The sequence below is a fragment of the Paenibacillus sp. 1SOY10 genome, from assembly GCF_056836745.1.
Genome location: NZ_JBXENK010000015.1, coordinates 28,539 through 53,827, shown reverse-complemented (window position 1 = coordinate 53,827; position 25,289 = coordinate 28,539). Strand labels below are relative to the sequence as shown.

22 protein-coding genes are annotated in these 25,289 nt (G+C 47.8%); 3 read left to right on the top strand and 19 right to left on the bottom strand.

Features of this window, described 5'->3' with window-relative positions; genetic code table 11:
• Position 1: 1 nt before the first annotated feature.
• The 10 genes from rpsC to AC1VOR_RS21800 form a co-directional block, all read right to left on the bottom strand.
• Positions 2-670 carry a 30S ribosomal protein S3 gene (gene rpsC, locus AC1VOR_RS21845; protein WP_059048887.1) on the bottom strand — a complete coding sequence of 223 codons (669 nt, stop codon included), beginning with the start codon at positions 668-670 and terminating at the stop codon, positions 2-4.
• Between the two features lie 13 nt (positions 671-683).
• The gene (gene rplV, locus AC1VOR_RS21840) at positions 684-1,016 is read right to left on the bottom strand and encodes a 50S ribosomal protein L22 (protein ID WP_018753989.1); all 333 of its coding nucleotides are present in this window, start codon (positions 1,014-1,016) and stop codon (positions 684-686) included.
• 38 nt (positions 1,017-1,054) lie between these two features.
• On the bottom strand, positions 1,055-1,333 hold the full coding sequence (gene rpsS / locus AC1VOR_RS21835; RefSeq protein WP_018753990.1) for a 30S ribosomal protein S19: 279 nt from the start codon (positions 1,331-1,333) through the stop codon (positions 1,055-1,057).
• Between the two features lie 77 nt (positions 1,334-1,410).
• Positions 1,411-2,241 (bottom strand): 50S ribosomal protein L2, encoded by an 831-nt coding sequence (gene rplB, locus AC1VOR_RS21830; protein WP_059048885.1) that lies wholly within the window; start codon positions 2,239-2,241, stop codon positions 1,411-1,413.
• Positions 2,242-2,269: 28 nt separating this feature from the next.
• The gene (rplW, locus tag AC1VOR_RS21825) at positions 2,270-2,560 is read right to left on the bottom strand and encodes a 50S ribosomal protein L23 (RefSeq protein ID WP_018753992.1); all 291 of its coding nucleotides are present in this window, start codon (positions 2,558-2,560) and stop codon (positions 2,270-2,272) included.
• Positions 2,560-3,183 (bottom strand): 50S ribosomal protein L4, encoded by a 624-nt coding sequence (gene rplD / locus AC1VOR_RS21820; RefSeq protein ID WP_059048884.1) that lies wholly within the window; start codon positions 3,181-3,183, stop codon positions 2,560-2,562. The genes rplW and rplD overlap by 1 nt, the downstream gene beginning before the upstream one ends.
• 28 nt (positions 3,184-3,211) lie before the next feature.
• Entirely contained in the window at positions 3,212-3,835 is a 624-nt protein-coding gene (gene rplC, locus AC1VOR_RS21815) for a 50S ribosomal protein L3 (protein ID WP_059048883.1), read from the bottom strand.
• A gap of 45 nt (positions 3,836-3,880) precedes the next feature.
• Positions 3,881-4,189, bottom strand: a complete 309-nt coding sequence (gene rpsJ, locus AC1VOR_RS21810) for a 30S ribosomal protein S10 (RefSeq protein ID WP_006037947.1) — start codon at positions 4,187-4,189, stop codon at positions 3,881-3,883.
• A gap of 265 nt (positions 4,190-4,454) precedes the next feature.
• Positions 4,455-5,975: a response regulator transcription factor gene (locus tag AC1VOR_RS21805; protein WP_482621016.1), complete on the bottom strand. Its 1,521-nt coding sequence runs from the start codon at positions 5,973-5,975 to the stop codon at positions 4,455-4,457.
• The gene (locus tag AC1VOR_RS21800; RefSeq protein ID WP_482621014.1) at positions 5,972-7,729 is read right to left on the bottom strand and encodes a sensor histidine kinase; all 1,758 of its coding nucleotides are present in this window, start codon (positions 7,727-7,729) and stop codon (positions 5,972-5,974) included. The genes AC1VOR_RS21805 and AC1VOR_RS21800 overlap by 4 nt, the downstream gene beginning before the upstream one ends.
• Before the next feature lie 136 nt (positions 7,730-7,865).
• Between AC1VOR_RS21800 and AC1VOR_RS21795 the strand changes: the two genes are divergently transcribed.
• The 3 genes from AC1VOR_RS21795 to AC1VOR_RS21785 are packed head-to-tail and all read left to right on the top strand — an operon-like array spanning position 7,866 to position 11,366.
• Positions 7,866-8,774, top strand: a complete 909-nt coding sequence (locus AC1VOR_RS21795; RefSeq protein ID WP_482621012.1) for an ABC transporter permease — start codon at positions 7,866-7,868, stop codon at positions 8,772-8,774.
• 13 nt (positions 8,775-8,787) lie between these two features.
• Positions 8,788-9,660 carry a carbohydrate ABC transporter permease gene (locus AC1VOR_RS21790; RefSeq protein ID WP_482621010.1) on the top strand — a complete coding sequence of 291 codons (873 nt, stop codon included), beginning with the start codon at positions 8,788-8,790 and terminating at the stop codon, positions 9,658-9,660.
• Between the two features lie 29 nt (positions 9,661-9,689).
• Entirely contained in the window at positions 9,690-11,366 is a 1,677-nt protein-coding gene (locus tag AC1VOR_RS21785; protein ID WP_482621008.1) for an extracellular solute-binding protein, read from the top strand.
• Between the two features lie 81 nt (positions 11,367-11,447).
• On the opposite strand, the gene tuf is transcribed toward AC1VOR_RS21785, so the two are convergent.
• The 9 genes from tuf to rpoB all read right to left on the bottom strand — a co-directional run bounded on the left by tuf (position 11,448) and on the right by rpoB (position 25,283).
• Positions 11,448-12,638 (bottom strand): elongation factor Tu, encoded by a 1,191-nt coding sequence (tuf, locus tag AC1VOR_RS21780; RefSeq protein WP_482621006.1) that lies wholly within the window; start codon positions 12,636-12,638, stop codon positions 11,448-11,450.
• A gap of 86 nt (positions 12,639-12,724) precedes the next feature.
• Entirely contained in the window at positions 12,725-14,803 is a 2,079-nt protein-coding gene (gene fusA, locus AC1VOR_RS21775; RefSeq protein WP_482621004.1) for an elongation factor G, read from the bottom strand.
• A 47-nt stretch (positions 14,804-14,850) separates the two neighbouring features.
• On the bottom strand, positions 14,851-15,321 hold the full coding sequence (rpsG, locus tag AC1VOR_RS21770; RefSeq protein ID WP_018753997.1) for a 30S ribosomal protein S7: 471 nt from the start codon (positions 15,319-15,321) through the stop codon (positions 14,851-14,853).
• Between the two features lie 56 nt (positions 15,322-15,377).
• Complete coding sequence (gene rpsL, locus AC1VOR_RS21765) at positions 15,378-15,800, bottom strand: 30S ribosomal protein S12 (RefSeq protein ID WP_018753998.1); 423 nt, start codon at positions 15,798-15,800, stop codon at positions 15,378-15,380.
• A gap of 142 nt (positions 15,801-15,942) precedes the next feature.
• On the bottom strand, positions 15,943-16,194 hold the full coding sequence (locus AC1VOR_RS21760) for a ribosomal L7Ae/L30e/S12e/Gadd45 family protein (RefSeq protein WP_059048875.1): 252 nt from the start codon (positions 16,192-16,194) through the stop codon (positions 15,943-15,945).
• A gap of 121 nt (positions 16,195-16,315) precedes the next feature.
• Positions 16,316-16,750 (bottom strand): VOC family protein, encoded by a 435-nt coding sequence (locus AC1VOR_RS21755; RefSeq protein ID WP_482621002.1) that lies wholly within the window; start codon positions 16,748-16,750, stop codon positions 16,316-16,318.
• A 113-nt stretch (positions 16,751-16,863) separates the two neighbouring features.
• Entirely contained in the window at positions 16,864-17,916 is a 1,053-nt protein-coding gene (locus AC1VOR_RS21750; protein ID WP_482621000.1) for a GNAT family N-acetyltransferase, read from the bottom strand.
• Positions 17,917-18,079: 163 nt separating this feature from the next.
• Positions 18,080-21,694, bottom strand: coding sequence for a DNA-directed RNA polymerase subunit beta' (gene rpoC, locus AC1VOR_RS21745; protein ID WP_482620998.1), 3,615 nt, complete (start codon positions 21,692-21,694; stop codon positions 18,080-18,082).
• A 43-nt stretch (positions 21,695-21,737) separates the two neighbouring features.
• Positions 21,738-25,283, bottom strand: a complete 3,546-nt coding sequence (rpoB, locus tag AC1VOR_RS21740) for a DNA-directed RNA polymerase subunit beta (RefSeq protein ID WP_482620996.1) — start codon at positions 25,281-25,283, stop codon at positions 21,738-21,740.
• Positions 25,284-25,289 lie beyond the last annotated feature (6 nt).

Genomic DNA, 25,289 nt, shown 5'->3' with positions numbered 1-25,289 from the left:
ATTAGTTGCCTCCTTCCTTAGCAGCTTGTTGTTTCTTAGCCGTAGGAAGAACCTCTCCACGATAGATCCATACTTTCACGCCGATACGGCCATAAGTCGTATGTGCTTCTGCCGTACCGTAATCGATGTCGGCGCGGAGCGTATGAAGTGGAACAGTTCCTTCACTGTAGCCTTCTGAACGAGCAATTTCAGCACCGCCGAGACGACCGCTGACTGCTGTCTTAATCCCTTTTGCTCCCGAACGCATAGTTCTTTGAATCGCTTGTTTCAGCGCACGACGGAAAGAAACACGACGTTCCAATTGTTGTGCGATGCTTTCAGCAACGAGAATTGCGTCAAGATCAGGATGTTTAATTTCCGAGATATTGATGTGAACTTTTTTACCGCCTGCAATCTTGGTGATTTCACCCCGCAGGTTTTCGACTTCCGAACCGCCTTTACCGATAACCATACCCGGCTTGGCTGTGTGGATAGTTACGTTCACACGATTTGCCGCTCTCTCGATTTCAATCCGAGATACTGCGGAATCTTTCAATTTAGTCTTCAGATGTTCACGAATTTTAACGTCTTCCAGCAAAAGATCACCAAAATCTTTTCCTGCGTACCATTTGGATTCCCAATCACGGATAATCCCTACTCGTAATCCGACCGGATTTACCTTTTGGCCCACACGTTTTCCCTCCTTATTTTTCGGATACCACCAATGTAATGTGGCTGGTGCGTTTGTTGATCCGGCTAGCACGTCCCATAGCCCGTGGACGGAAACGCTTCATCGTCGGACCTTGGTTTACGTAAGCTTGCGTAATCACCAATTTATTGACATCCATAGAATAGTTATGTTCTGCATTGGCAATCGCCGAGTTCAAAAGCTTCTCCACAACCGGGGAAGCCGCCTTTGGAGTATGGCGGAGAATCGCGATCGCATCGCCAACTTGCTTGCCGCGGATCAGATCGATAACGAGCTGAGCTTTGCGGGGAGCAATACGAATAGATTTTGCATGTGCTTTAGCTTCCATGTGTATTACCTCCTCTCAAACGAAGAACTTTATCGAAATTAACGTCTCGTTTTCTTATCATCGTCCGTATGACCTTTGTACGTACGTGTTGGAGCAAATTCGCCCAGTTTATGTCCGACCATATCCTCGGTTACATATACAGGAACATGCTTGCGACCGTCGTATACGCCAAATGTTTGACCGATGAATTGCGGGTAGATCGTGGAACGACGGGACCAAGTTTTGATCACGACTTTCTTGTTCGAAGCGCTCGCTTCTTCAACTTTCTTCAACAGGTATCCGTCGATAAAAGGGCCCTTTTTCAAACTACGACTCATTCATTTATCCTCCCTTCACATTGCGCTGCTTGTTAAACAGATTCGTTCATGCCGCGAAGTGATCCGCAGGATGCGGATTACTTCGTGCGACGGCGAACGATATATTTATCAGAAGCTTTACCTTTTTTACGCGTTTTGTAACCAAGGGTCGGTTTGCCCCAAGGAGACAACGGAGATTTACGACCGATTGGAGCGCGGCCTTCACCACCACCGTGAGGGTGATCGTTAGGGTTCATGACGACACCGCGGACTTCCGGACGTTGTCCGAGCCAACGATTACGTCCTGCTTTACCAATCTTCACGAGTTCGTGGTCACCGTTACCTACGGAACCGATGGTTGCGCGGCAAACTTTCAGGACCTTACGAACTTCACCGGAAGAAAGGCGAATCGTTACGTATTTTTCTTCTTTACCAAGCAATTGAGCTTCAGTACCGGCTGCGCGAACCAATTGTCCGCCTTTACCAGGCTTCAATTCAATGTTGTGAATCACAGTACCCACAGGAATGTTCTCCAGCGGCAGAGCATTACCGATTTTGATATCGGAACCCACGCCAGACTCGATTGTGTCGCCCACTTTCAAGCCCTTAGGAGCGATGATGTAACGTTTTTCACCATCGGCATAATGGATCAAAGCGATGTTCGAAGTCCGGTTTGGATCGTATTCGATCGTAGCAACGCGGCCTGGAATTCCATCTTTGTTCCGTTTGAAGTCGATGATGCGGTATTTACGCTTATGTCCGCCGCCATGGTGACGAACAGTAATTTTACCTTGGTTATTGCGCCCTGCTGTTTTGCTCAGCGGTGCAAGCAAGGATTTTTCCGGCTCATTCGTTGTGATTTCTTCGAAAGTCGACACGCTCATTGCGCGTCTTGCCGGGGATGTCGGTTTGTACTTTTTAATTGGCACGAGTTTTCCCTCCTTACTTTAAAAGATTTTATACCGATTCAAAGAACTCAAGCGGTTTGCTGTCAGCTGTCAAAGTAACGAATGCTTTTTTCCACTCAGGAGTGTAACCAGAGTAGCGTCCGTAACGTTTCAGCTTCCCAGGAACGCGCAGGGTATTCACTTTGCTCACTTTAACACCAAAGATCGCTTCTACAGCTTTCTTGATTTCGGTCTTGTTGGCACGAATATCAACTTCGAAAACATATTTCAAGTCGTTCATGTATTCAGCCGTACGTTCCGTAATCACCGGGCGTTTGATAATATCACGAGGATCTTTCATTACGCGAGCACCTCCTCTACCTTCTGAACTGCTTCCTTCGTAATGATCAGTTTGTCGTGTGTTAACACGTCAAGAACATTAATGCCGTCAGCCGCTACAAATTTAACACCTGGAATATTACGAGCAGACAATGCCACATTGTCGTCATAGCTAGGAGCTACGATCAATGCTTTACGTTCTACCTTCAGGTTGTTCAAAATCGCCGCGAATTCTTTCGTTTTTGGACCGTTCAGAGTGAGCGCGTCCAACACAATGATGTCTTGATCGATTACTTTCGACGACAAGGCCGATTTAATCGCCAAACGACGTACTTTCTTAGGCAATTTGTAAGAATAGCTGCGTGGAGTTGGTCCGAAAACCGTTCCGCCGCCTACCCATTGTGGTGAGCGAATGGAGCCTTGACGAGCGCGACCTGTACCTTTTTGTTTCCAAGGTTTACGTCCGCCGCCACGAACTTCCGAGCGTCCTTTAACTTTGTGCGTACCAAAACGCAGGGAAGCGCGCTGCATCACTACAGCTTCATGAAGAACATGTGTGTTCGGTTCAATTCCGAATACAGCATCATTCAGTTCAACTTCGCCCACTTGGCTACCGCTAATATTAAAAAGTGCTACTTTTGGCATTTCTTGTTCCTCCTTTCTTAGGGGTTATTTATTTCTTAATAGTTTCTTTTACTTTAACAAAGCTGTTCTTAGGCCCTGGAATCGAACCCTTAACCAGCAATACATTACGTTCAGCATCTACGCGTACAATTTCAAGGCCTTGGATTGTAACTGTGTCGCTACCCATATGTCCTGGAAGGCGTTTGCCTTTCGGAACACGGTTCGCTTGGATAGAACCCATGGAACCAGGTCTACGATGGTAACGCGATCCGTGAGCCATTGGTCCGCGGCTTTGTCCCCAACGTTTGATAACACCTTGGAATCCTTTACCTTTAGAAACACCCGTTACGTCAACAAATTCGCCCTCAGCAAAAATATCAACTTTGACCTCTTGGCCAACTTCATATCCCGCCAAATCAATACCGCGAATTTCACGAACGTAGCGCTTAGGCGTTGCGCCTGCTTTCTTCGCATGCCCAACTTCCGGTTTGTTTGATCTAGATTCTTTTTTATCGGCATAACCGATTTGGATGGCTTCATAACCGTCGTTCTCCAGGTCTTTCTTTTGCAGAACCACGTTAGAGCTTGCCTCAATGACCGTTACGGGAATGACATTCCCTTCCGGAGTAAATACTTGAGTCATTCCAAGTTTTTTTCCTAAGATACCTTTCATGTTGACACCTCTTTTCCTTTCCTGATTACCTTACATTAGTAGGTATTACAATTTGATTTCGATATCTACACCGGACGGCAGATCCAAGCGCATCAAGGCATCCACAGTTTGTGGAGTTGGGTTTACAATATCGATCAGACGTTTGTGCGTCCGCATTTCGAATTGCTCCCGGGAATCCTTGTACTTGTGTACCGCACGGAGAACAGTAATAATTTGTTTCTCAGTTGGCAACGGAATAGGCCCGGATACGCCAGCACCCGAACGTTTTGCCGTTTCAACAATTTTCTCTGCGGATTGATCAAGAATTCTGTGGTCGTAAGCTTTCAAACGAATACGAATTTTTTGCTTTGCCATTTTAGTCCCTCCTTCTATCGCCCAATTTGGTATCGGACATACTCCGCGAAAATTTTCTGACCACTCTCCCATGGCAAAGGGGCCGGGTGTGTCAGTAACCTCTCGCATCATCGCAACGTCACAGAACAACATTCATTATTATATAGAAAACACAGAAGCAATGCAAGCAGAAATTATAAAAGTATTCATCACTATTTATAGCGATATATATTATAGAAGGAAATCATATGATCAGGATCATTATATCCTTGCTGAACCGCGTATCTCATGGCTCATTGGGCTGTTTATTTTGGCGGAACTCGCTTGGAGACATGTGGAAGTGCTTTTTAAATACGCTGGAAAAGTAAGTCGAGTCCTCAAACCCCACCGTTTGGCAAATATCGGTCATCTTCATGTCCGTATTCCGGAGCAACACCTGCGCCCGTTGCAGCTTCAGTCGGTTGACATACCCGGTAAAGGTCTCGCCCATTTCCTTCTTGAACAAGGTGCTGAAATAGCTGGGGTTCAAATGAATGTGCTCTGCTACCTGCTTGACCGACAGCTCACCCAAATAGTGCTGTCCGATATATTCGCAGGCAAGCTCCATCGGGTTAGCATTGCGACTGAGCGGTTGCTTCCACTGCTTGAGTCGCAGGGCAAATTGATCATATGCCCTGCGAAGCCACTCAGTTATCTGGCTGGAATCCGACAAGTCACGAATGTGATCAAGTAACTCCGCTACCGGCTGGACAGTCTGTGGGTCCAAGGTCAGCATTGCTGCAACCTGGTCCAGCGCCATTGCCTGATTAACAGCTATAATCTTACTTTCCGCCAAATTATGCCCTGACAGTTGCTGAAGAACTTCGTCAAAATAATGGTCCAGACAGCCGTCTTCTCCCGTAACGATCAAATCCATAATTGCGTTTTTGATATCCTGTGCCGCCTGATGAGCGGTGACTTCTCCTGCGGAAGCTGCAGGGGCCACGAGCTTCACTTCCTCCTCACCAAATGCCGCGTAGGCTTCCAACAAGGAAGAAGCGTTCGTGCAGGCTCCCAAAAAGGCACCTTCGATTTCAATGCCCAGATAATCACGGACCGCCTCAACTGCCTGTTGCCGCCAAGCCTCGGAGATTTCTTCTGCATCAGCAGACAATACAAACCGATCTGCGGTCAGCATCATAAGTTCTGTCCGGACCCCGTCTTTGCTGGCAAGCTCCTGAATGATATTAAGAATTCCATATTGAAGCAGATATAGATCCTCTTGCCGATAATGTTTCCCTGTGGGGAAATAGTCATGGACAGCGATTAACCATAGTTGCCTCCCTGCGAATAATTGGGCGTACCGGGCGGTGATATCTTCGTTCATTTGAACTCTGAGTAGAATAGAGCGCAGCAACAGTTCCCTCGCCGCCCTTTGCGCTGTATATTTGCTCTCCAGCCTATCTGTTGCGATGCGGAGAATACGAGTAATGTCTTCGTCAGAACATGGTTTTAGCAGGAAATCCATAGCCCCGAAGCGCAGAGCAGATTGAGCGTATTGGAAATCCTGATAACCGGTAATCATCACAAACATGGTATCTACACGATGCTCGTGGATCTGCTGCGCCAGTTCAATACCGTTCATAACAGGCATATGTATATCCATCAGAACCAGGTCCGGCTGCAATTGAACGATCTTGCGCCAGCCCTCCTCCCCAGTTTCGGCTTCGCCAATAACCTGCCAGCCTGCGGACTTCTGTCCAACGAAGAATTTCAGCCCTTCACGAAAGTTAGGTTGGTCCTCCACGATCAATATCGTTCTTCTCATATCTGTTCCTTCTCTCCTGTAGGCAAGATATAACTGATCATCGTTCCACTGTCACTGCGGCTGGCGAATTGAAGACCATAGAGATCGCCATGAACAAGCTGTATTCTCCGCTTTACATTTTGCACACCCAAGTGCTCGTTCAAATTGTCATGCCCGGTGGCTTGTAGCCTTTGCAGGGTCGCCGGGTCAATGCCTTTCCCATTATCGGCAATATCGATTCTTAGTGCATCTTGCTCCAGATAAGCATGAACACTCAGTTTTTTCTGATCCAGCGTTGTTTTACGGGCGAAGGCGTGAACAAATACATTCTCAATCGTAGGCTGCAAAATCAATCGTTGGATCGGACAAGCAGCCACCGCTTCATCCACTTGAATGCTCAACTCCAGCTCGGGATGAAACAATTCCATCTGAATAGCAATATAATTTCTGATCTGCTCCATTTCCTCCTGCAGTGTACTGGACATCTCAATAGGCTTCAAGGAATACTGCAATATCGTGGAGAGTGACTTGATGATGTTAGCCGTATCCTTCACATTCTGTAAATACAACTTCCAGTAGATTTCATTAAAAATATTATACAAAAAATGCGGATTCAGTTGCGCCTGTAACGTCCTTAATTCGGCCTCCTTCTCCCGTAATTGCTTCAGCAGCACTTCATTAATCAAAGTATGGATATGATCGATCATGTCGTTGAATGTCTCGCCAAGAAATGCGAGCTCATCCTTAGTACGGACCTCAACTCGCGTATCCATTTGCCCATAACGGATTCTTCTCATACTGAATACCAGTTCCTTCAGTGGGCGGAGCAACCTTGAACTGGCTATAGCCAGAAGCACACTGGTGAGCAAGATGCTGACAAGCCCGGACAGAGCAATCGCTTTAAAAATATCGCTATTCCGTTTATCCATCTCCCGCAGAGACAACCCGCTGACCAATTTAAAATTACCTGAGGTCGACTTCTTCTGTACGAATAAATAATTCCCTTCTCCGGTAGCCTGAACCACCGACTCCTCTTCACCATATTGCAGTGGGATCTCATCTATATCCGTATCAGACCACCCCTGTCCAGCGAACAACAGACGGTCTTTGTAATCCAGCAAATAAACCTTGCCATTCTCCCCTTCCAGCTCTGCTGTCACTTCCGAGAATAAACCTTCGTCCAACACTAACACGAGGGTACCGTAGGTTTCTTGCCAGGTGCTCTTCATCAGCCGTGCGGCGATAATCATGGTACGGTAACCATCCGGATCTGCCGTACTGGCCAGTCTCATCCTGAACCAAGTCAACGCTCCCCCGGTCCCTTCTAACTCTTGATCAATAAATCGTCGAGTCTCAGGGTCCAGCATAGACACAGCTCCGTAATTAGCATTGTAGTAGCTGTCTCCCAGCAGATTGTAGATGAACATGGCCCGGATATCGGGGGCGTCCAGCTTGGCCTGAGAGACAACCTCATACAGCGATTGCAAACCTTGAATCTTATCCTTAGCCTCGGTAGTGCCCATCAACACTTCGACGACCGTAGGCTGAAATACAATGGACTGGGTGATTCGCTCCACTTCGTGAATGCTCTGATTGATTCTCTGTACCGTTTGCTCATTTGTCTTGAAGAATTGGCCTTTAATCTCTTCCTGAAACAAAGTCTGATTGGACCGATAAATGATTAGGCCAGTGATCGTAGAAGTGGCAATCACAATGAGAGAGAAGCTGATAATGAGTTTGACAATGAGACTTCGCGTTGGGGAAAACGTTTTCAAAAATGTGTACCTCCCAGGCTACTTCATCTGCAACAATCTAATTTAAGCTAAAATACTGCCAATTATATTTAAAGAGATGGACAAATAAAGAGGGTACCATTAAAGCAGTAACAAACGAAGGAGGTGAAATTCTAACATGAGAAGAGTTGTTAAAGGGGCCTTATTCCGAAAGAACATCCCGCTTTACGTCATGTTCGCTCCAGTAATTGCATATTATCTGATTTTTCGATATTTGCCAATAGGTGGGTTGGTCATTGCCTTCCAGAACTATAACTTCTTCGATGGCATCCTCCATAGCCCCTGGGTCGGATGGAAAAACTTTCAAATGCTGTTCAGTACCGATAAGACGATCCTCATTATCTGGAATACACTGTGGCTTAGCTTCTTGAATTTAATCGTCGGGTTCCCCGTGCCGATTATTCTGGCATTGCTGCTTAACAGCGTCAAAAAGATGTGGTACAAACGGATGGTCCAGACGCTGGTATACTTGCCCCATTTTTTCTCCTGGGTCATTGTAGGCGGCATGGTCGTGACCATCTTCTCCCTGGAATCAGGATTCATCAACCAATGGATTACCCAGCACTATGGGGAACCGTATCCGTTCTTGTACAAACATTTCTCTTGGGTATCCATCTTCGTTGGGGCTGGGATCTGGAAGGAGATGGGGTTCAGCACCATTATCTATCTGGCTGCGCTGACGGCAATCTCTCCCGCTCTCTATGAGGCTGCCTCCATTGATGGAGCAACCAAGTGGCGGCAAACCTGGCATGTGACCCTGCCCGGGATTAGAGGAACCATTATCTTGGTGCTAATTCTATCTATGGGTAGAATCCTCGAAGTCGGGTTCGACCAGATTTACAATTTGCGCAATGCCATGGTATCCCAAATCTCCGAAGTTATCAGCACTTATATTTTCTCCATGGGTATTCAGGGAGGACAGTTCAGCTTGACGGCAGCACTAGGCTTCTTTGAGTCCGCCGTGGCCTTCATATTCATATTAGGTGCCAACCTGATTGCCAAAAAATTCGATAACCATCTGTTCTGAGGTGAATTCAACAATGAGCGAATCTTACGGAGACAAGATTTCACGAGTCATTATTTCTTTTATCCTGTTGCTGATTGCGCTGTCTTGCTTAGCTCCTGTCCTCAACATCCTGTCCATTTCCCTAAGTGGCAAGCAAGCCGTCGAATCCGGCCAGGTGCTTCTGTGGCCCTTGGATATAACCCTGCAAAGCTATGAGACTTTATTCAAAGGGACTCGGATTCTTAGCGCTTTAGGCAACGGTCTCCAAATGACGATTGGCGGAGTGCTCTTGTCCATGGCCTTTACCATTTGCGCTGCTTACCCCCTGTCCAAAAGTTATTTTTTCGGCAGACGGGTATTCACCCTGTTAATTCTCTTTACAATGGTATTTAGCGGAGGCCTGATCCCTACCTACCTGGTTGTCAAATCGCTCGGATTGATCGATACATACTGGGCCATCTGGTTGCCAGGCGTAATCAGTACCTTCAATATGCTGATCATGCGCTCTTATTTTGAAGGAATCTCTTCTGAAGTGGAAGACGCCGCCCGTATTGATGGCTGTAACGAGTGGCAGTTGATGAGCAAGATCATTCTTCCGTTATCCATGCCCGTGATCGCCACCTTGCTATTATTCTATGGGGTTGGCTACTGGAACTCATTTATGAGTGTGTTGATCTACATTAACTCCACCGACAAATATACGATTACCGTCCTTATCCAGCAAATGATTCAAAGCCAATCTCTCTTAACCGAAGCGCTGGCCAACGATGTGCAAGCGATTCAGCTTGTGCCGGACGGTATCAAATCGGCAGGGATCATTATATTGATCCTCCCCATGGTTATTGTATATCCATTCCTGCAGAAATACTTTGTGCAAGGTGTTATGTTGGGCTCTGTGAAAGGGTAATTGCATTCCAAAATAAAGGGGGAATAACGATGTTTCAATCTCAAATGTACAAACGAACTATATCATTAACTTGCGCCATGCTGGCTATCATTGCAATTACTACAGCCTGCTCTGGTAAAGAGGGTCAAACTGCTGATAGCTCTTCAGCCCAAAAAGGTTCTCTCAGCGCCACGGTCTATGATCGCGGACTGATTCCTGCTTCCGAAGGCACCATGGAGAAAAACCGCTGGACCAAGTGGATCAATGAGAACGGTCCTGCAAATGTTACCTTTGTCGCGGTCCCACGAACAGAATCCAAGCAAAAGCTGAACACTCTATTTGCCTCAGGCAGCGCTCCCGATTTGATATTCGAATTTGAACCGAGCATTAAGAACCCGCTGTACGATCAAAAGCAGTTGATGCCTATCGACGACATGATTAATAATTACAGCACTGTCTATAAAAAGCTGATTGAAGAGAATCCTGCTCTCAAGCAAGCATCTATTAAATCCGACGGCAAAATGTACGAGTTTGGAAAACTAAACGAAGCGATTCCGCAAAACATTGCGGTCATCCGTCAGGATTGGCTGGAGAAGCTGAATTTGACGGCTCCCCAAACAACCGAAGAGTTGTATCAGGTGGCCAAAGCCTTCGCTGAGAATGACCCTGATGGCAATGGCAAGAAGGATACTTACGGCCTAAATATCGGAGCGGGCCTGTCAGATGTCTTCGGCGGCGGAAGCTTGAACAACTCTTATGTAGATGTGAATGGTGAACTTGTTCGGCAATGGGATAATCACAAATATCATACGGAGTTTGTTAAGCAAATGTTCGATGAGGGTATTATTGATAAGGACTTTATCACTGACAATAACGGGGCCAAAGCAAGGCAAGACTTCTTAAATGGCAAAACGGGCATCTACTTCACTCAGGCTAACACCAGTCTGTGGAGCCGGCTATGGGTTGCCGACTATGCAACGCTCAAGGCTAATGTGCCCGGTGCCGAGCTGGCGATTCTGCCGTACCCTAAATCTCCGCTTGGGCAATATATTAACTGGATCAATAATCCGGTGCAAATGACGGCTGTGGTTAACCGTTCAGCCAAAGACCCTAAAGCAATTATGGAATATATCGATTTCCTGTCAACGCCGGACACAGGAAGAACCTTGACCAGCGGCTTGGAAGGCGTTCACTGGAATAATGGTGCCGGTGGTTGCCCGAATGCGATTGATCCGGAGAAGAATAAGACAGAAACCGGGTATTTGGGACAAGATTACAATATGGTCTTCTCCGTTCCGGAAGGTGGCAAATGCTTCTTCATTGCAGGGACCTTTAATGTAGAAAAGCCGGAAGAGAAATTAGCCAAAGACATGTTCAAAGCAAACCTCAATATTTTCTACGATTTGATTGATCAACAAGCCAATTGGCCCGGCCTGACGCACAGTGAGCATCTGCCAAGTGTTCCCCAGGAACTGCTGGTAGACCTGCAAAATGCCGGCACAGAAATTCCGAACATCTTCAAAAGCGCGATGGTGAGCGGCTCCAGCTATACCGTTGATCAAGCCATGGCTGATGCACAAGCCACCTGGGACAAATATAATGGCCAAAAGATTGATGCGTTCTATCAGCAATGGTATTCCGAAAACAAGGATACGATTCTAATGCCTACGGATATCTTCAGTATTGTTAATGACCAGAAGAAACTGCAGGAAGACATATTGAAATAAACTCCATAGTGATACAACCAAAAAAACACCCTCCCTTGAAAATCAAGGGAGGGTGTTCTAATTCAGCCGGTTAAGGCTTTATTATTTGCTGATTGTAACAACGGCGCCCGATCCAACTGTACGGCCACCTTCACGAATGGAGAAGCGAGTTCCTTCTTCGATCGCGATTGGGGAAATCAGTTGTACGGTAACTTCGATGTTATCGCCAGGCATAACCATTTCAGTACCTTCTGGCAGGTTGATGATACCCGTCACGTCCGTTGTACGGAAGTAGAACTGTGGGCGGTAACCTGTGAAGAAAGGTTTATGACGTCCACCTTCTTCTTTTGTCAATACGTATACTTGAGCTGAAAACTCAGTGTGCGGATTAACAGAAGCTGGTTTAGCCAATACTTGACCGCGTTCGATTTGGTTACGGTCAACACCACGGAGCAATGCACCGATGTTGTCGCCCGCTTCAGCGGAATCGAGCAATTTACGGAACATTTCAACGCCGGTAACAACGGATTTCTTAGTTTCTTCTTGGATACCCACGATTTCGATTTCGTCGCCGACTTTAACTGTACCGCGTTCAACACGGCCAGTAGCAACCGTACCACGACCTGTGATCGAGAATACGTCCTCGACAGGCATCAAGAATGGTTTGTCAACTGGACGTTCTGGAAGCGGAATGTACTCGTCGATAACTTCGAACATTTCAACGATTTTCTTAGCCCAGTCGCCAGTAGGATTTTGCAACGCTTCACGAGCAGAACCACGGATAACAGGAGTGTCATCGCCAGGGAACTCATATTCGTTCAGCAAGTCGCGAACTTCCATTTCAACCAGTTCCAACAACTCTTCGTCTTCAACCATGTCGCATTTGTTCAGGAATACCACGATGTAAGGTACGCCTACGTTACGGGACAACAGGATGTGCTCGCGAGTTTGCGGCATTGGGCCGTCAGCTGCGGATACAACCAGGATCGCTCCGTCCATTTGAGCCGCGCCAGTGATCATGTTTTTAACATAGTCGGCGTGCCCTGGGCAGTCAACGTGTGCATAGTGACGATTAGGAGTTTCATATTCCACGTGGGAAGTCGAGATTGTGATCCCGCGTTCGCGTTCTTCTGGAGCTTTGTCAATTTGGTCGAATGCTACAGCAGCACCGCCATATGTTGTGGACAATACAGTCGTGATGGCTGCAGTCAGAGTTGTTTTACCATGGTCGACGTGACCAATTGTACCGATGTTAACATGCGGTTTTGTACGTTCGTATTTAGCCTTTGCCATTTTAAACAGTTCCTCCTTAAAATATGGATTGTTATGTTTGACTAACCGGAAGAGTTGATCTTCCGATCAGCAAGTACAACGAATAATTATTCTGCGCCTTTGTTCTTGGATACGATTTCTTCGGCGATTGTCTTAGGAACTTCTTCATAGTGAGAGAGTTCCATCGAGAACACACCGCGTCCTTGCGTACCGGAACGAAGCGTAGTCGAGTAACCGAACATTTCGGAGAGAGGTACCTTGGCACGAATGATTTGCGCGCCCCCACGGGAATCCATACCTTCGATTCTACCGCGACGGGAGTTCAGCATACCCATTACATCACCCATGTATTCTTCCGGAACCGTTACTTCAACCTTCATGATTGGCTCAAGAAGGGCTGGCTGACACTTATCTTTGGCCGCTTTAAGCGCCATGGAACCAGCAATTTTAAACGCCATTTCACTGGAGTCAACATCATGGTATGAACCGTCTACGATAGTAGCTTTGACATCTACCAGAGGGAATCCGGCGATAACACCGCTCTTCATAGCTTCTTCAATACCTTGTTGTGCAGGAGCAATATACTCTCTTGGTACGGAACCGCCGACAACCTTGCTTTCGAACTGATTACCTGTACCTGCCTCCAGAGGTTCAAATTCAACCCAGACGTGACCGTATTGACCACGACCACCGGACTGACGAACAAATTTACCTTCAACGCGACCCGCAGTTTTGAACGTTTCACGGTAAGCAACTTGAGGTTTACCTACATTCGTTTCTACTTTGAATTCACGACGCATCCGATCAATAATGATATCGAGGTGAAGCTCACCCATACCAGCAAGGATCGTTTGTCCCGTTTCTTCATCTGTATGAGCACGAAGCGTAGGATCTTCCTCAGTCAACTTGCCGAGAGCCACGCCCAATTTATCTTGGTCGGCTTTCGTCTTAGGCTCAACTGCAATTTCGATAACCGGATCAGGGAAGTTCATCGATTCAAGAATAACCGGTGCCTTCTCATCACACAGTGTATCACCTGTACCTGTATCTTTCAAACCTACAGCAGCAGCAATATCACCAGCATGTACCTCACTGATCTCTTGACGGCTGTTGGCATGCATTTGCAGGATACGGCCGATACGTTCGCGTTTGCCCTTCGTTGCATTCAGCACATACGAACCGGATTGCAAAATACCGGAGTATACGCGGAAGAACGTCAATTTACCGACATAAGGGTCGGTCATAATCTTAAAGGCAAGTGCAGCAAACGGCTCTTCGTCGGAGGAATGACGTTCTACTTCAGTACCGTCTTCCAGGTGACCTTGAATGCTTGCTACGTCGATTGGAGCTGGCAAATAATCGATAACCGCATCCAGCACAAGCTGAATCCCTTTGTTACGATAAGAGGAGCCACAAACAACTGGGAAGATTTTAACTTCACAAACACCTTTGCGAAGTGCTACTTTCAATTCTTCAACGGTGATTTCCTCGCCTTCGAGGTATTTCATCGTCAAATCCTCGTCCAGCTCAGCAACCTTCTCAATCAATTCAGCACGCAACTCTTCAACCTTTGCAGCCAAATTAGCAGGAATATCCGTTTCTTCGATATCTTGACCCAAATCGTCTTTGTACATATACGCCTTTTGAGTAACGATGTCGATAATACCGACAAAGTCATTTTCCGCACCGATCGGCAGTTGAATTGCAACTGCGTTCGCTTGCAGACGTTCGCGCATATCACTAACAACGTTCAGGTAGTCGGCACCGATGATATCCATTTTGTTGACATAAGCGATCCGAGGAACGCCATAGCGGTCTGCTTGTCTCCAAACGGTTTCAGACTGAGGCTCCACGCCTTCCTTCGCACTGAACACACCTACAGCCCCGTCCAATACACGAAGGGAACGTTCGACTTCAACGGTGAAGTCGACGTGTCCCGGGGTATCGATGATATTTACGCGGTGACCTTTCCATGAAGCGGTTGTCGCAGCGGAAGTAATAGTAATCCCGCGTTCTTGTTCTTGGTCCATCCAGTCCATTGTAGCGGAGCCGTCGTGAGTCTCACCAATTTTATGGTTGACCCCTGTATAGAACAAGATACGTTCCGTCGTGGTTGTCTTACCGGCGTCAATATGCGCCATGATCCCAATATTACGTGTATTTTTCAAGGAGAACTCTCTTGCCATAAATCTGTCTCCCTTCAAAATATAAAATTTGGATTGTAGATATAATCCTACCAGCGGTAGTGAGCAAATGCTTTGTTCGCTTCCGCCATTTTGTGCGTGTCTTCACGTTTTTTAACGGAAGCACCTGTGTTGTTGGATGCATCGATAATCTCTGCAGCCAAACGCTCTTCCATCGTCTTCTCGCCGCGGTTGCGGGAGTAGTTGACAAGCCAACGTAATCCCAAAGCAGTACGTCTTTCTGGCTTAACCTCGATTGGAACTTGGTAGTTAGCACCGCCGACACGACGAGCTTTAACTTCCAGTACAGGCATGATATTCTTGATCGCTGCTTCAAATACTTCCATTGGGTCATTCCCCGTACGTTCTTGAATCAACTTGAACGCATTATAAAGGATGCTTTGAGCAACGCCGCGTTTACCATCAAGCATGATGCGGTTGATCAGGCGAGTAACAAGCTTGCTGTTATACACCGGATCCGGCAATACGTCTCTCTTGGTAACTGGACCTTTGCGTGGCATAGTTATCCCCCTTTCAGTACAAATTCAAACCTAAATAATAGTAGTTCTAAGCGACCTTAGGATTTCTTCGCTTTCGGACGTTTTGCGCCGTATTTGGAACGGGCTTGCATCCGGTTGTTAACACCAGCGGTATCCAAAGCTCCGCGTACGATATGATAACGTACCCCCGGAAGGTCTTTGACCCGGCCGCCGCGAATCAGCACAACGCTGTGCTCTTGCAGGTTATGACCGATACCTGGAATGTAAGCCGTCACCTCTACACGGTTCGTCAAGCGAACACGAGCATATTTACGAAGTGCGGAGTTCGGTTTCTTAGGAGTCATAGTACCTACACGAGTGCAGACACCGCGTTTTTGCGGAGAACTCAAATCTGTAGCCTCACGTTTCAGAGCATTAAAACCTCTTTGCAACGCTGGCGATTTGGATTTGTACACCTTATCTTGGCGTCCCTTGCGTACTAATTGGTTAATAGTTGGCATGTTGTTGCCACCCCCTTCCTCAAATTTCATGATCCTTTACAAAACCCTTGATTAAGCCCACAGACCCAGGCGGTTCATAAAAGAACAAAGGAAAAGTTCTTGCCGGAGAGTTCCCCTCTATCAGCAAAAACGTTTCAATCAGCTATGGCTTAACAATCGCAACCATCGCCGCTCCCACCTCAATCCCGCAAGCTTCTCCGAGATTGGCCATCGTGTCTACATACGTAACCTTGACAGCGTGCTGGTTGCATAAGGCGACGATCTTCGATGTAAGACGCGGATCTGCATTCTCAGCTACATATACTTCTTCGGCCCGTCCAAGTTCAACCATTCGCATAGTTTGCTTGGTGCCGATCTTAACGGGTGCGTCTCGCAGTCCTTTATCATTAGACATAATCCGTCCTCCAAAGCACAGGGTGTATCCACACTCGCGCACTACGATATATTAGCACTTCTTCATAGCCCATGTCAAGCATATTATTCAGAGGTGTTTTCCAAAAATAAAAACGCCCATCCTATTCGATAATCAGCATATCATTCTCGTCAAATATCCATGAATCTGCATAAGCCACTTCCCAATAGTAGCCATCAGGATCCTGGAAGTATCCGCTATAACCACCCCAAAATACGGTTTCCGGCAGCTTGGCAATGGTACCTCCAATACTCTCGATTTTACGGAAGACGGCATCCACCTCTTCTTTGGACTTGGCGTTATACGCCAGAGTAATGCCAGAAAACCCGGTGCCGACAGAAGGAGGCGCTGCCCTGTTAATGTCTTGTACCAGCTCCTCCAAGGGGTAGAGCTCCAGACGGGTACCCTTATTTTGAAAGAATACAATGCTTGGATTGTCCTCCCGACAAGAAGTAGCAAAGCCCAAGCCATCTCTATAGAAAGCAAGTGATTTCTTCATATCCCGGACTCCAAGGCAAATTAAATTAATGCGGTCCATAGCTATACACCCTTTCATCTTCAAATATTAAGACCGGTAGCATTCAGACCTGCATCTCTTCTTACCATCGGCGCCTCTCTCATCTTCTACCCGATAATACAGGCCTTGCACCATCATAGGAGAAAGAGTACCGACAAACTCAACAGTGCCATCAGCGCGTATGCAACCTTACTCATCCGGTATACCCGAAGGGAACCAAAGTCCCCAAAGGGATATAAAGGAACTAACCGGTAAAATAGCAACGGACCTCCCAGATAGCTGAGGTATTGTACGTAGATATGCCGTTCCGAATACAGACCAGAGAGTATCACAACCAGGATCAGTAAGGCCCAACTTGCCAAAGCACTAAATCCCAGTGCTTTTCTGAGCTTTACCGACAGTTCAGGAGACGCTGGCATCCAGTTGCCAATCATAGGAAAAACCGCCCCCAGCAAAGGAATAAGCGCAGTGACCAGAAATCCACAGTTAGTCATCCTAAAATTCCATTTTCGTCCATCAAATCCCGCTCCAATACGGGAGAACAGAACATCCGCCCCCAACAGGGAAGCATAGGCTAACAGGAACCAGCCTAGTGCAAGCGGCCGATTCACCAGCATCACGCAGGACAGAAGCAAGTTTAGGAGTACAAATAACACCATTTGCGTTACCGAAGAACTCTTCTTCTCCTGGATTGGCTGCTGACGGGAAATGAAATAGAAATCCATACCAGATGCAAAGGGACCGGGAGTCCCTAATAATAGAGAAACACTTCCTCGCAAGCCTAGGTGCCTAAAAACCTCTCTAATGCCCGTGCGTTGGTAGCCGATTTTTTCGAGCAGGCTCCATGAAGCCACATTGTCGCTCTTCACCTGACCAGTGATGCAGTTGCAGCCACGTTCCCAGAACCTTTCCGTCGCCGCCTTATATAAGTTTCCACCAATCCCCCGGTTTGTATAAGCCGGATCCACGAAAGCGGCACTAAAATCTCCAATTGTCTGCCCGGCTCCGCCTTTAAGATGCTTCATGATTCCCGCTCCAACAATACGCTCACCGTCCAAAGCCACCATAGCTTCTTTGGGGCGGCTGATAAACAGGCTCTCCAGTCCCATAAACGCAAGGCGCCCCAGTCGTTGAACCTCCTTGGCCTCCTGTGGTTTCATCGGTCTGATCGAGATATTTTGATCCATATAATACACGGGCATCCTCTCTCGTTAATTTTCTCAGATTCTGCCATTAATTTATAGAGTGGGCTCCTACCTGTCAATCACCTTTATCACTATAAGCTCCACAGCAAAAAAACCGTAGAAGCTTCGACTAATGTCGAAGGCTTCTACGGTTTATAAGGTTACACTATTCTACAGACACAGGCTCCAGACTTTCCTCTGCATTCTCGTCCTTTTCCGGTTCTTCGAATTGAATGCTACGGTAGCGGTTCATGCCTGTACCGGCTGGAATCAGCTTACCGATGATAACATTCTCTTTCAAGCCGAGTAACTTATCGACCTTACCTTTAATGGCAGCATCGGTAAGTACCCGCGTCGTTTCCTGGAAGGAAGCGGCAGACAGGAAGGAATCAGTCTCCAGAGAGGCCTTCGTAATCCCGAGCAATACAGGTTTGGCCACAGCCGGCTCCTTGCTGGACAAAATAGCCTGTTTGTTGGCTACTTCATATTCATGCAAGTCAACAAATGATCCTGGCAGAAGCGACGTGTCACCAGCATCCACGATGCGGATCTTACGAAGCATTTGACGAATCATAACCTCAACGTGCTTGTCGTTGATTTCTACCCCTTGGTTCCGGTATACGCGTTGTACTTCCTGCAAGATGTAGTTCTGTACACCGCGAATCCCCTTGATCCGCAAAATTTCTTTCGGGTCAATGGAACCGTCAGTCAACTCATCGCCCGCTTCGATCTCATCGCCTTCGCTTACACGCAGACGGGAGCCGTAAGTAACGGAGTAGACTTTGGTTTCCGCTTCGCCTTGAACCTCGATCTCCCGACGATCCTTAGCTTCGCGGATTTCCTTAACCACACCATCCAGTTCACTGATGGTAGCTTGCCCTTTCGGATTCCGGGCTTCAAAGAGCTCTTGAATCCGCGGCAAACCTTGGGTAATATCATCACCCGCAACGCCCCCGGTATGGAACGTACGCATGGTGAGCTGAGTTCCCGGTTCACCGATGGATTGGGCTGCAATAATACCAACTGCTTCACCAATTTCCACATGCTTACCAGTAGCCAGGTTACGACCATAGCACTTCTTGCAGACACCATGACGAGCACGGCAGCTAAGCACGGAACGGATTTGCAGCTTGGCTACACCCGCACCTACGATTTCATGCGCTTTATCGGAGTCGATCAATTCGTTGCGATGAACGATAACCTCACCCGTTTGCGGATGTTTGATCGTTTCGAAGGAATAACGTCCTTCAATACGGTCGTACAAGTCCTCGATAACCTCTTTACCATCCTGAATGACGCTGACGGTAAAGCCTTTATCCGTACCGCAGTCTTCCTCGCGAACGATAACGTCTTGAGCTACGTCAACGAGACGACGTGTCAGGTAACCGGAGTCAGCCGTCCGCAATGCGGTATCGGCCAGACCTTTCCGCGCACCGTGCGTGGAGAGGAAGTATTCGAGGACGGTCAGTCCTTCACGGAAGTTCGACTTGATCGGGAGCTCGATAATCCGGCCCGCCGGGTTCGCCATCAGACCCCGCATACCGCCGAGCTGAGTAATCTGGGATTTGTTACCACGTGCCTTGGAATCCACCATCAGCATGATGGAGTTGTAACGATCCATGGATTTCATCAGCACTTCGGTAATTTGGTCCTTACACTTGGACCAGATATCAATAACGCGGTCATAACGTTCCTCATTTGTGATCAAACCACGACGGTATTGGTTCGTAACAACACTCACCTTCGCATCCGATTCACGCAGAATTTCTTGCTTCTCTTCTGGTACGATAACGTCCGACACCGCAATACTTACACCGGCGCGAGTGGAATAAGTAAACCCAGTTTGCTTGATTCTATCCAAGATCACGGAAGTTTCCGTTGTGTGATAGATTTCAAAGCAACGCCCGATAATTTCTCCAAGGTACTCTTTCCCTACCCCACTGGCTTGAGGAGCATTCATAATGCGTTCGTGAACGTTAGCCCCTTTATCATAGATAAAGTAGTGTTCAGGTGTGCCTTGGAACAGATTGACGCGAGTAGCTTCATTGATATACGGGAAGCTGGCAGGGAAAATTTCGTTAAAGATAATTTTACCCACCGTTGTAATCAACATTGCTTTTTGTTGCTCTTCGGTAAAGCTGGTTTTCCCCAAAGCCTTAACCGGAATTGCAACACGCGCATGTAATGAAGCTGTTCCACGTTGATAAGCCGATACTGCTTCGTTAATCGAAGACAAAATCAAGCCCGCACCCTTGGCTTCATGATTATCCATAGTCAGATAGTAAGAGCCCAAGACCATATCCTGAGAAGGCGTAACGACTGGTTTTCCGTCTTTCGGGTTCAGGATGTTACCGGATGCCAGCATCAAAATACGGGCCTCCGCCTGAGCTTCCGCAGACAACGGTACGTGAACAGCCATTTGGTCACCGTCGAAGTCGGCGTTGTAAGCCGTACATACGAGTGGATGCAGGCGGATCGCCCGGCCTTCAACCAGAATAGGTTCAAACGCTTGAATACCGAGACGGTGAAGCGTAGGTGCGCGGTTCAAGAGAACCGGATGCTCCTTGATCACTTCTTCAAGCACATCCCATACTTCTGGGCTGACACGTTCTACTTTACGTTTTGCACTCTTGATATTATGAGCCAGGCCTTTGTTGACCAGTTCTTTCATGACGAAAGGCTTGAACAACTCCAGTGCCATTTCCTTCGGCAAGCCGCATTGGTACATCTTCAGATACGGACCTACGACGATAACGGAACGACCAGAGTAGTCAACCCGTTTGCCGAGCAAGTTCTGCCGGAAACGTCCTTGCTTACCTTTGAGCATATGGCTCAAAGACTTGAGCGGACGGTTACCTGGGCCCGTTACCGGACGACCACGACGACCGTTATCGATCAAAGCATCTACCGCTTCTTGCAGCATGCGTTTCTCGTTTTGCACGATAATATCCGGAGCACCAAGATCCAATAGCCGTTTCAAACGGTTGTTCCGGTTGATTACACGACGATACAAATCGTTCAAGTCAGACGTAGCGAACCGGCCGCCATCGAGTTGCACCATCGGACGAAGTTCCGGAGGGATAACCGGAAGGACATCAAGGATCATCCACTCCGGCTCGTTGCCGGAGCTTTTGAACGCTTCAATGACTTCCAGACGCTTGATAGCACGGTTACGGCGTTGGCCTTGAGCCGTGCGCAGCTCTTCCTTCAGAAATTCCAGTTCTTTATCGATATCGATATCTTGCAGCAACTTCTTGACTGCTTCTGCTCCCATACCGGCTTGGAATCCATAGCCATATTTCTCACGATAGCTGCGGTATTCCTTCTCGGACAACAGTTGTTTCTTCTCCAGCGGTGTTTCGCCTGGATCAGTTACAACATAAGAAGCAAAATAGATGATCTCTTCTAGGGAACGCGGAGACATATCAAGCGCAAGGCCCATACGGCTCGGAATCCCTTTGAAGTACCAGATGTGGGACACTGGCGCAGCCAGTTCAATATGTCCCATCCGTTCACGACGCACCTTGGCGCGAGTTACCTCAACGCCGCAACGGTCGCAGACTACGCCCTTATAACGAACGCGTTTATATTTACCGCAATGACATTCCCAGTCTTTGGTTGGGCCAAAAATCTTCTCGCAAAACAGCCCTTCCTTTTCCGGTTTCAGTGTACGATAGTTGATTGTTTCCGGTTTCTTTACTTCTCCGCGGGACCAAGAACGAATTTTATCTGGGGAAGCAAGCCCAATTTTCATATACTCGAAGTTGTTGACGTCCAACAAGGAGCATCCCTCCTTAACCAAGTCCTGATTTGACTGTTACGCTCTATTCTACTCCGACTTCCGCACCTTCCAGATTAAGACTGAGCTTATCGCCCGAAGCATCTTCCTCATCGTCGATTTCCCTCATCTCAATCTCTTCTTCGTTTTCAGTCAAGATTTTTACATCCATACCCAAGCTTTGCAGCTCTTTGATCAAGACCTTAAACGATTCAGGCACGCCCGGTTCAGGCACGTTCTCGCCCTTGACGATGGATTCGTAGGTTTTCACCCGACCAACCACGTCATCCGATTTGACGGTAAGAATCTCTTGCAGCGTATAGGCGGCGCCATAGGCTTCCAGCGCCCACACTTCCATCTCCCCGAAACGTTGTCCACCGAACTGTGCTTTACCACCGAGCGGCTGTTGCGTAACAAGCGAGTATGGCCCTGTAGAACGAGCATGGATTTTATCGTCAACCATGTGTGCCAGCTTGATCATATGCATGACGCCCACGGTAACTTCGCGTTCAAACGGTTCCCCTGTTCGCCCATCATACAGAATGGTTTTACCGTTACGTTGCATTCCGGCTTCTTCCATCGTATCGAAGACATCTTCTTCATTCGCGCCGTCAAATACCGGCGTTGCCACATGGATACCCATTTTCAGAGAAGCCATACCCAAATGGATCTCCAGAACCTGCCCGATATTCATCCGAGAAGGTACGCCCAGTGGGTTCAAGACAACCTGAACCGGCGTCCCATCCGGCATGAACGGCATGTCTTCCTCAGGCAAGATACGAGCAACGACCCCTTTGTTACCATGGCGTCCTGCCATCTTGTCACCTTCGGAAATTTTCCGTTTTTGGGCGATATACACGCGAACCAGTTGATTTACACCTGGTGGCAATTCGTCACCATTTTCCCGAGTGAACACCTTCACATCAACGACGATTCCGTCGGTTCCGTGAGGTACTCTGAGGGAGGTGTCACGAACTTCACGTGCCTTCTCACCGAAGATAGCATGCAGCAAGCGTTCTTCCGCCGTCAGTTCGGTTACGCCCTTCGGCGTTACTTTACCTACGAGGATATCACCAGCGCCGATCTCAGCACCTACACGAATAATACCGCGTTCGTCCAGATTGCGAAGCGCTTCTTCCCCGACGTTTGGAATATCACGGGTAATTTCTTCTGGTCCCAGCTTTGTATCGCGAGCTTCGGATTCATATTCCTCAATATGAATCGAGGTGTATACGTCCTCCTTAACCAGCTTCTCACTGAGCAGAATCGCATCTTCATAGTTGTAACCTTCCCAAGTCATAAACGCTACGACAACGTTGCGACCCAGAGCCAATTCACCCATTTCCGTCGAAGGACCGTCAGCCAGAATGTCACCCTTCTTGATGACCTCTCCACGCTTCACGATCGGACGTTGGTTAATGCAGGTACCTTGGTTAGAACGCATGAACTTGTGCAGCTTGTGCTTGATAAGATCGCCCTTGACTTCCTTGCCATCGACCACTTCTACACGGCGCACCCAAATTTCATTGGCGGCTGAGCGTTCAACAATACCATCGTGTTTGGATACGATACAAACGCCGGAGTCCTTGGCCGATTTATGTTCCATCCCGGTTCCAACAAGCGGAGCCTTAGGAATAAGCAATGGCACCGCCTGACGCTGCATGTTCGAACCCATGAGCGCACGGTTGGAGTCATCATTCTCCAGGAACGGAATGAGCGCAGTCGCTACCGATACAACCTGCTTCGGCGAAATATCCATGTAATCCACGCGATTGCTCGGCAGGGTCAGGATGTTGTCCGATTGCTTGTTGTAACGAACGATGACAGACTCATCTTCAAATTTATTATCATCAGTAAGCTTTGCGTTCGCTTGCGCAATGATATAGTTATCTTCCTCATCAGCCGTCAGATAAGCGACTTGATCAGTGACCGTCCCCGTCTTCGGATCGACCCAACGGTACGGCGCTTCAATAAAGCCGTATTCATTGATTCGTGCAAAGGTGGAGAGGGAGTTGATCAAACCGATATTCGGACCTTCCGGCGTCTCGATTGGACACATCCGGCCATAGTGGGACGGGTGAACGTCACGCACTTCCATGCCGGCACGTTCCCGAGTCAAACCGCCGGGACCGAGTGCAGACAGCCGACGTTTATGAGTCAGTTCTGCCAGCGGGTTCGTTTGGTCCATAAACTGCGACAACTGGGAGCTACCGAAGAACTCTTTAATAGAAGCGATAACCGGTCGTATGTTGATCAGCGCCTGAGGCGTAATCACGTTAGCGTCCTGAATCGACATTCTCTCGCGAACAACCCGTTCCATCCGGGACAAACCAATACGGAACTGGTTCTGCAGGAGTTCGCCAACCGAGCGCAAACGACGGTTGCCCAGATGGTCAATATCATCCGTACTACCGATGCCATGCAACAGATTAATAAAATAACTGATTGAAGAGATAATATCAGCAGGTGTAATATGCTTCACCGCTTTATCAATGTCACGGTTGGCAATTACCTTAACTACCTTGCCATCTTCAATCGGAGAGAACACATCAATGGTTTGCAGTGGGACATCATCTGCATCCAGAACGCCGCCGGCTACATGATAGTCCTTGAACCCGACATTGCTCTCAAGCAGCGGCAGAATCTCGTCCAACAAACGACGATCCACCATTTGTCCGGCCTCGGCAATAATCTCTCCCGTGGTCGTGTCAATCAGAGTCTCAGCAAGACGTTGATTGAACAAACGGTTTTTGATGTGCAACTTTTTATTGATTTTGTAACGGCCTACGTTGGCCAGATCATAACGTTTTGGATCGAAGAAGCGCGCTACCAGCAGACTCTTTGCATTGTCTAGCGTTGGTGGCTCGCCTGGACGCAGACGTTCATAGATTTCGATCAGAGCTTTCTCTGTCGAATCTGTGTTGTCCTTATCCAGTGTATTGCGGATATATTCATCGTTGCCAAGCAGATCAAGAATCTCGGCATCCGTCCCGAAACCAAGCGCACGAAGCAACACAGTTACCGGAATTTTACGAGTACGGTCAATACGCACGTAAATAATATCCTTCGCGTCCGTCTCCAGTTCAAGCCATGCTCCACGGTTAGGAATAACGGTTGCGGTATACATCTTCTTGCCGTTCTTATCCACTTTAGTGCTGAAATAGACGCTAGGAGAGCGAACCAACTGGCTGACAATAACCCGTTCCGCACCATTAATGATAAAGGTGCCGGTTTCGGTCATCAGCGGGAAATCTCCCATGAATACTTCCTGCTCTTTGACTTCGCCGGTTTCCTTATTAATGAGCCGGACTTTCACCCGCAGCGGCGCCGCATAGGTAACGTCGCGTTCCTTCGCGTCATCCACCGTATACTTCGGTTCGCCCAGGCTGTAATCGATAAATTCCAACACCAGATTCCCAGTGAAATCCTGAATCGGCGAGATATCCTGGAACATTTCCCGAAGGCCTTCTTCCAAGAACCACTCATAGGATTTCTGTTGGATTTCGATCAGGTTCGGAACTTCGAGTATCTCGTTAATTCGCGCATAACTACGCCGAGTGCGTCGACCATATTGAACAAGATGTCCTGCCAACTTAAA

Coding starts and splice junctions, on each gene's coding strand:
- rplV (WP_018753989.1), bottom strand. CDS start 1,016: ATGGAAGCTAAAGCACATGCAAAATCTATTCGTATTGCTCCCCGCAAA.
- rpsS (WP_018753990.1), bottom strand. CDS start 1,333: ATGAGTCGTAGTTTGAAAAAGGGCCCTTTTATCGACGGATACCTGTTG.
- rplW (WP_018753992.1), bottom strand. CDS start 2,560: ATGAAAGATCCTCGTGATATTATCAAACGCCCGGTGATTACGGAACGT.
- rplD (WP_059048884.1), bottom strand. CDS start 3,183: ATGCCAAAAGTAGCACTTTTTAATATTAGCGGTAGCCAAGTGGGCGAA.
- rplC (WP_059048883.1), bottom strand. CDS start 3,835: ATGAAAGGTATCTTAGGAAAAAAACTTGGAATGACTCAAGTATTTACT.
- rpsJ (WP_006037947.1), bottom strand. CDS start 4,189: ATGGCAAAGCAAAAAATTCGTATTCGTTTGAAAGCTTACGACCACAGA.
- AC1VOR_RS21805 (WP_482621016.1), bottom strand. CDS start 5,975: ATGAGAAGAACGATATTGATCGTGGAGGACCAACCTAACTTTCGTGAA.
- AC1VOR_RS21795 (WP_482621012.1), top strand. CDS start 7,866: ATGAGAAGAGTTGTTAAAGGGGCCTTATTCCGAAAGAACATCCCGCTT.
- AC1VOR_RS21790 (WP_482621010.1), top strand. CDS start 8,788: ATGAGCGAATCTTACGGAGACAAGATTTCACGAGTCATTATTTCTTTT.
- AC1VOR_RS21785 (WP_482621008.1), top strand. CDS start 9,690: ATGTTTCAATCTCAAATGTACAAACGAACTATATCATTAACTTGCGCC.
- tuf (WP_482621006.1), bottom strand. CDS start 12,638: ATGGCAAAGGCTAAATACGAACGTACAAAACCGCATGTTAACATCGGT.
- fusA (WP_482621004.1), bottom strand. CDS start 14,803: ATGGCAAGAGAGTTCTCCTTGAAAAATACACGTAATATTGGGATCATG.
- rpsG (WP_018753997.1), bottom strand. CDS start 15,321: ATGCCACGCAAAGGTCCAGTTACCAAGAGAGACGTATTGCCGGATCCG.
- rpsL (WP_018753998.1), bottom strand. CDS start 15,800: ATGCCAACTATTAACCAATTAGTACGCAAGGGACGCCAAGATAAGGTG.
- AC1VOR_RS21760 (WP_059048875.1), bottom strand. CDS start 16,194: ATGTCTAATGATAAAGGACTGCGAGACGCACCCGTTAAGATCGGCACC.
- AC1VOR_RS21755 (WP_482621002.1), bottom strand. CDS start 16,750: ATGGACCGCATTAATTTAATTTGCCTTGGAGTCCGGGATATGAAGAAA.
- AC1VOR_RS21750 (WP_482621000.1), bottom strand. CDS start 17,916: ATGGATCAAAATATCTCGATCAGACCGATGAAACCACAGGAGGCCAAG.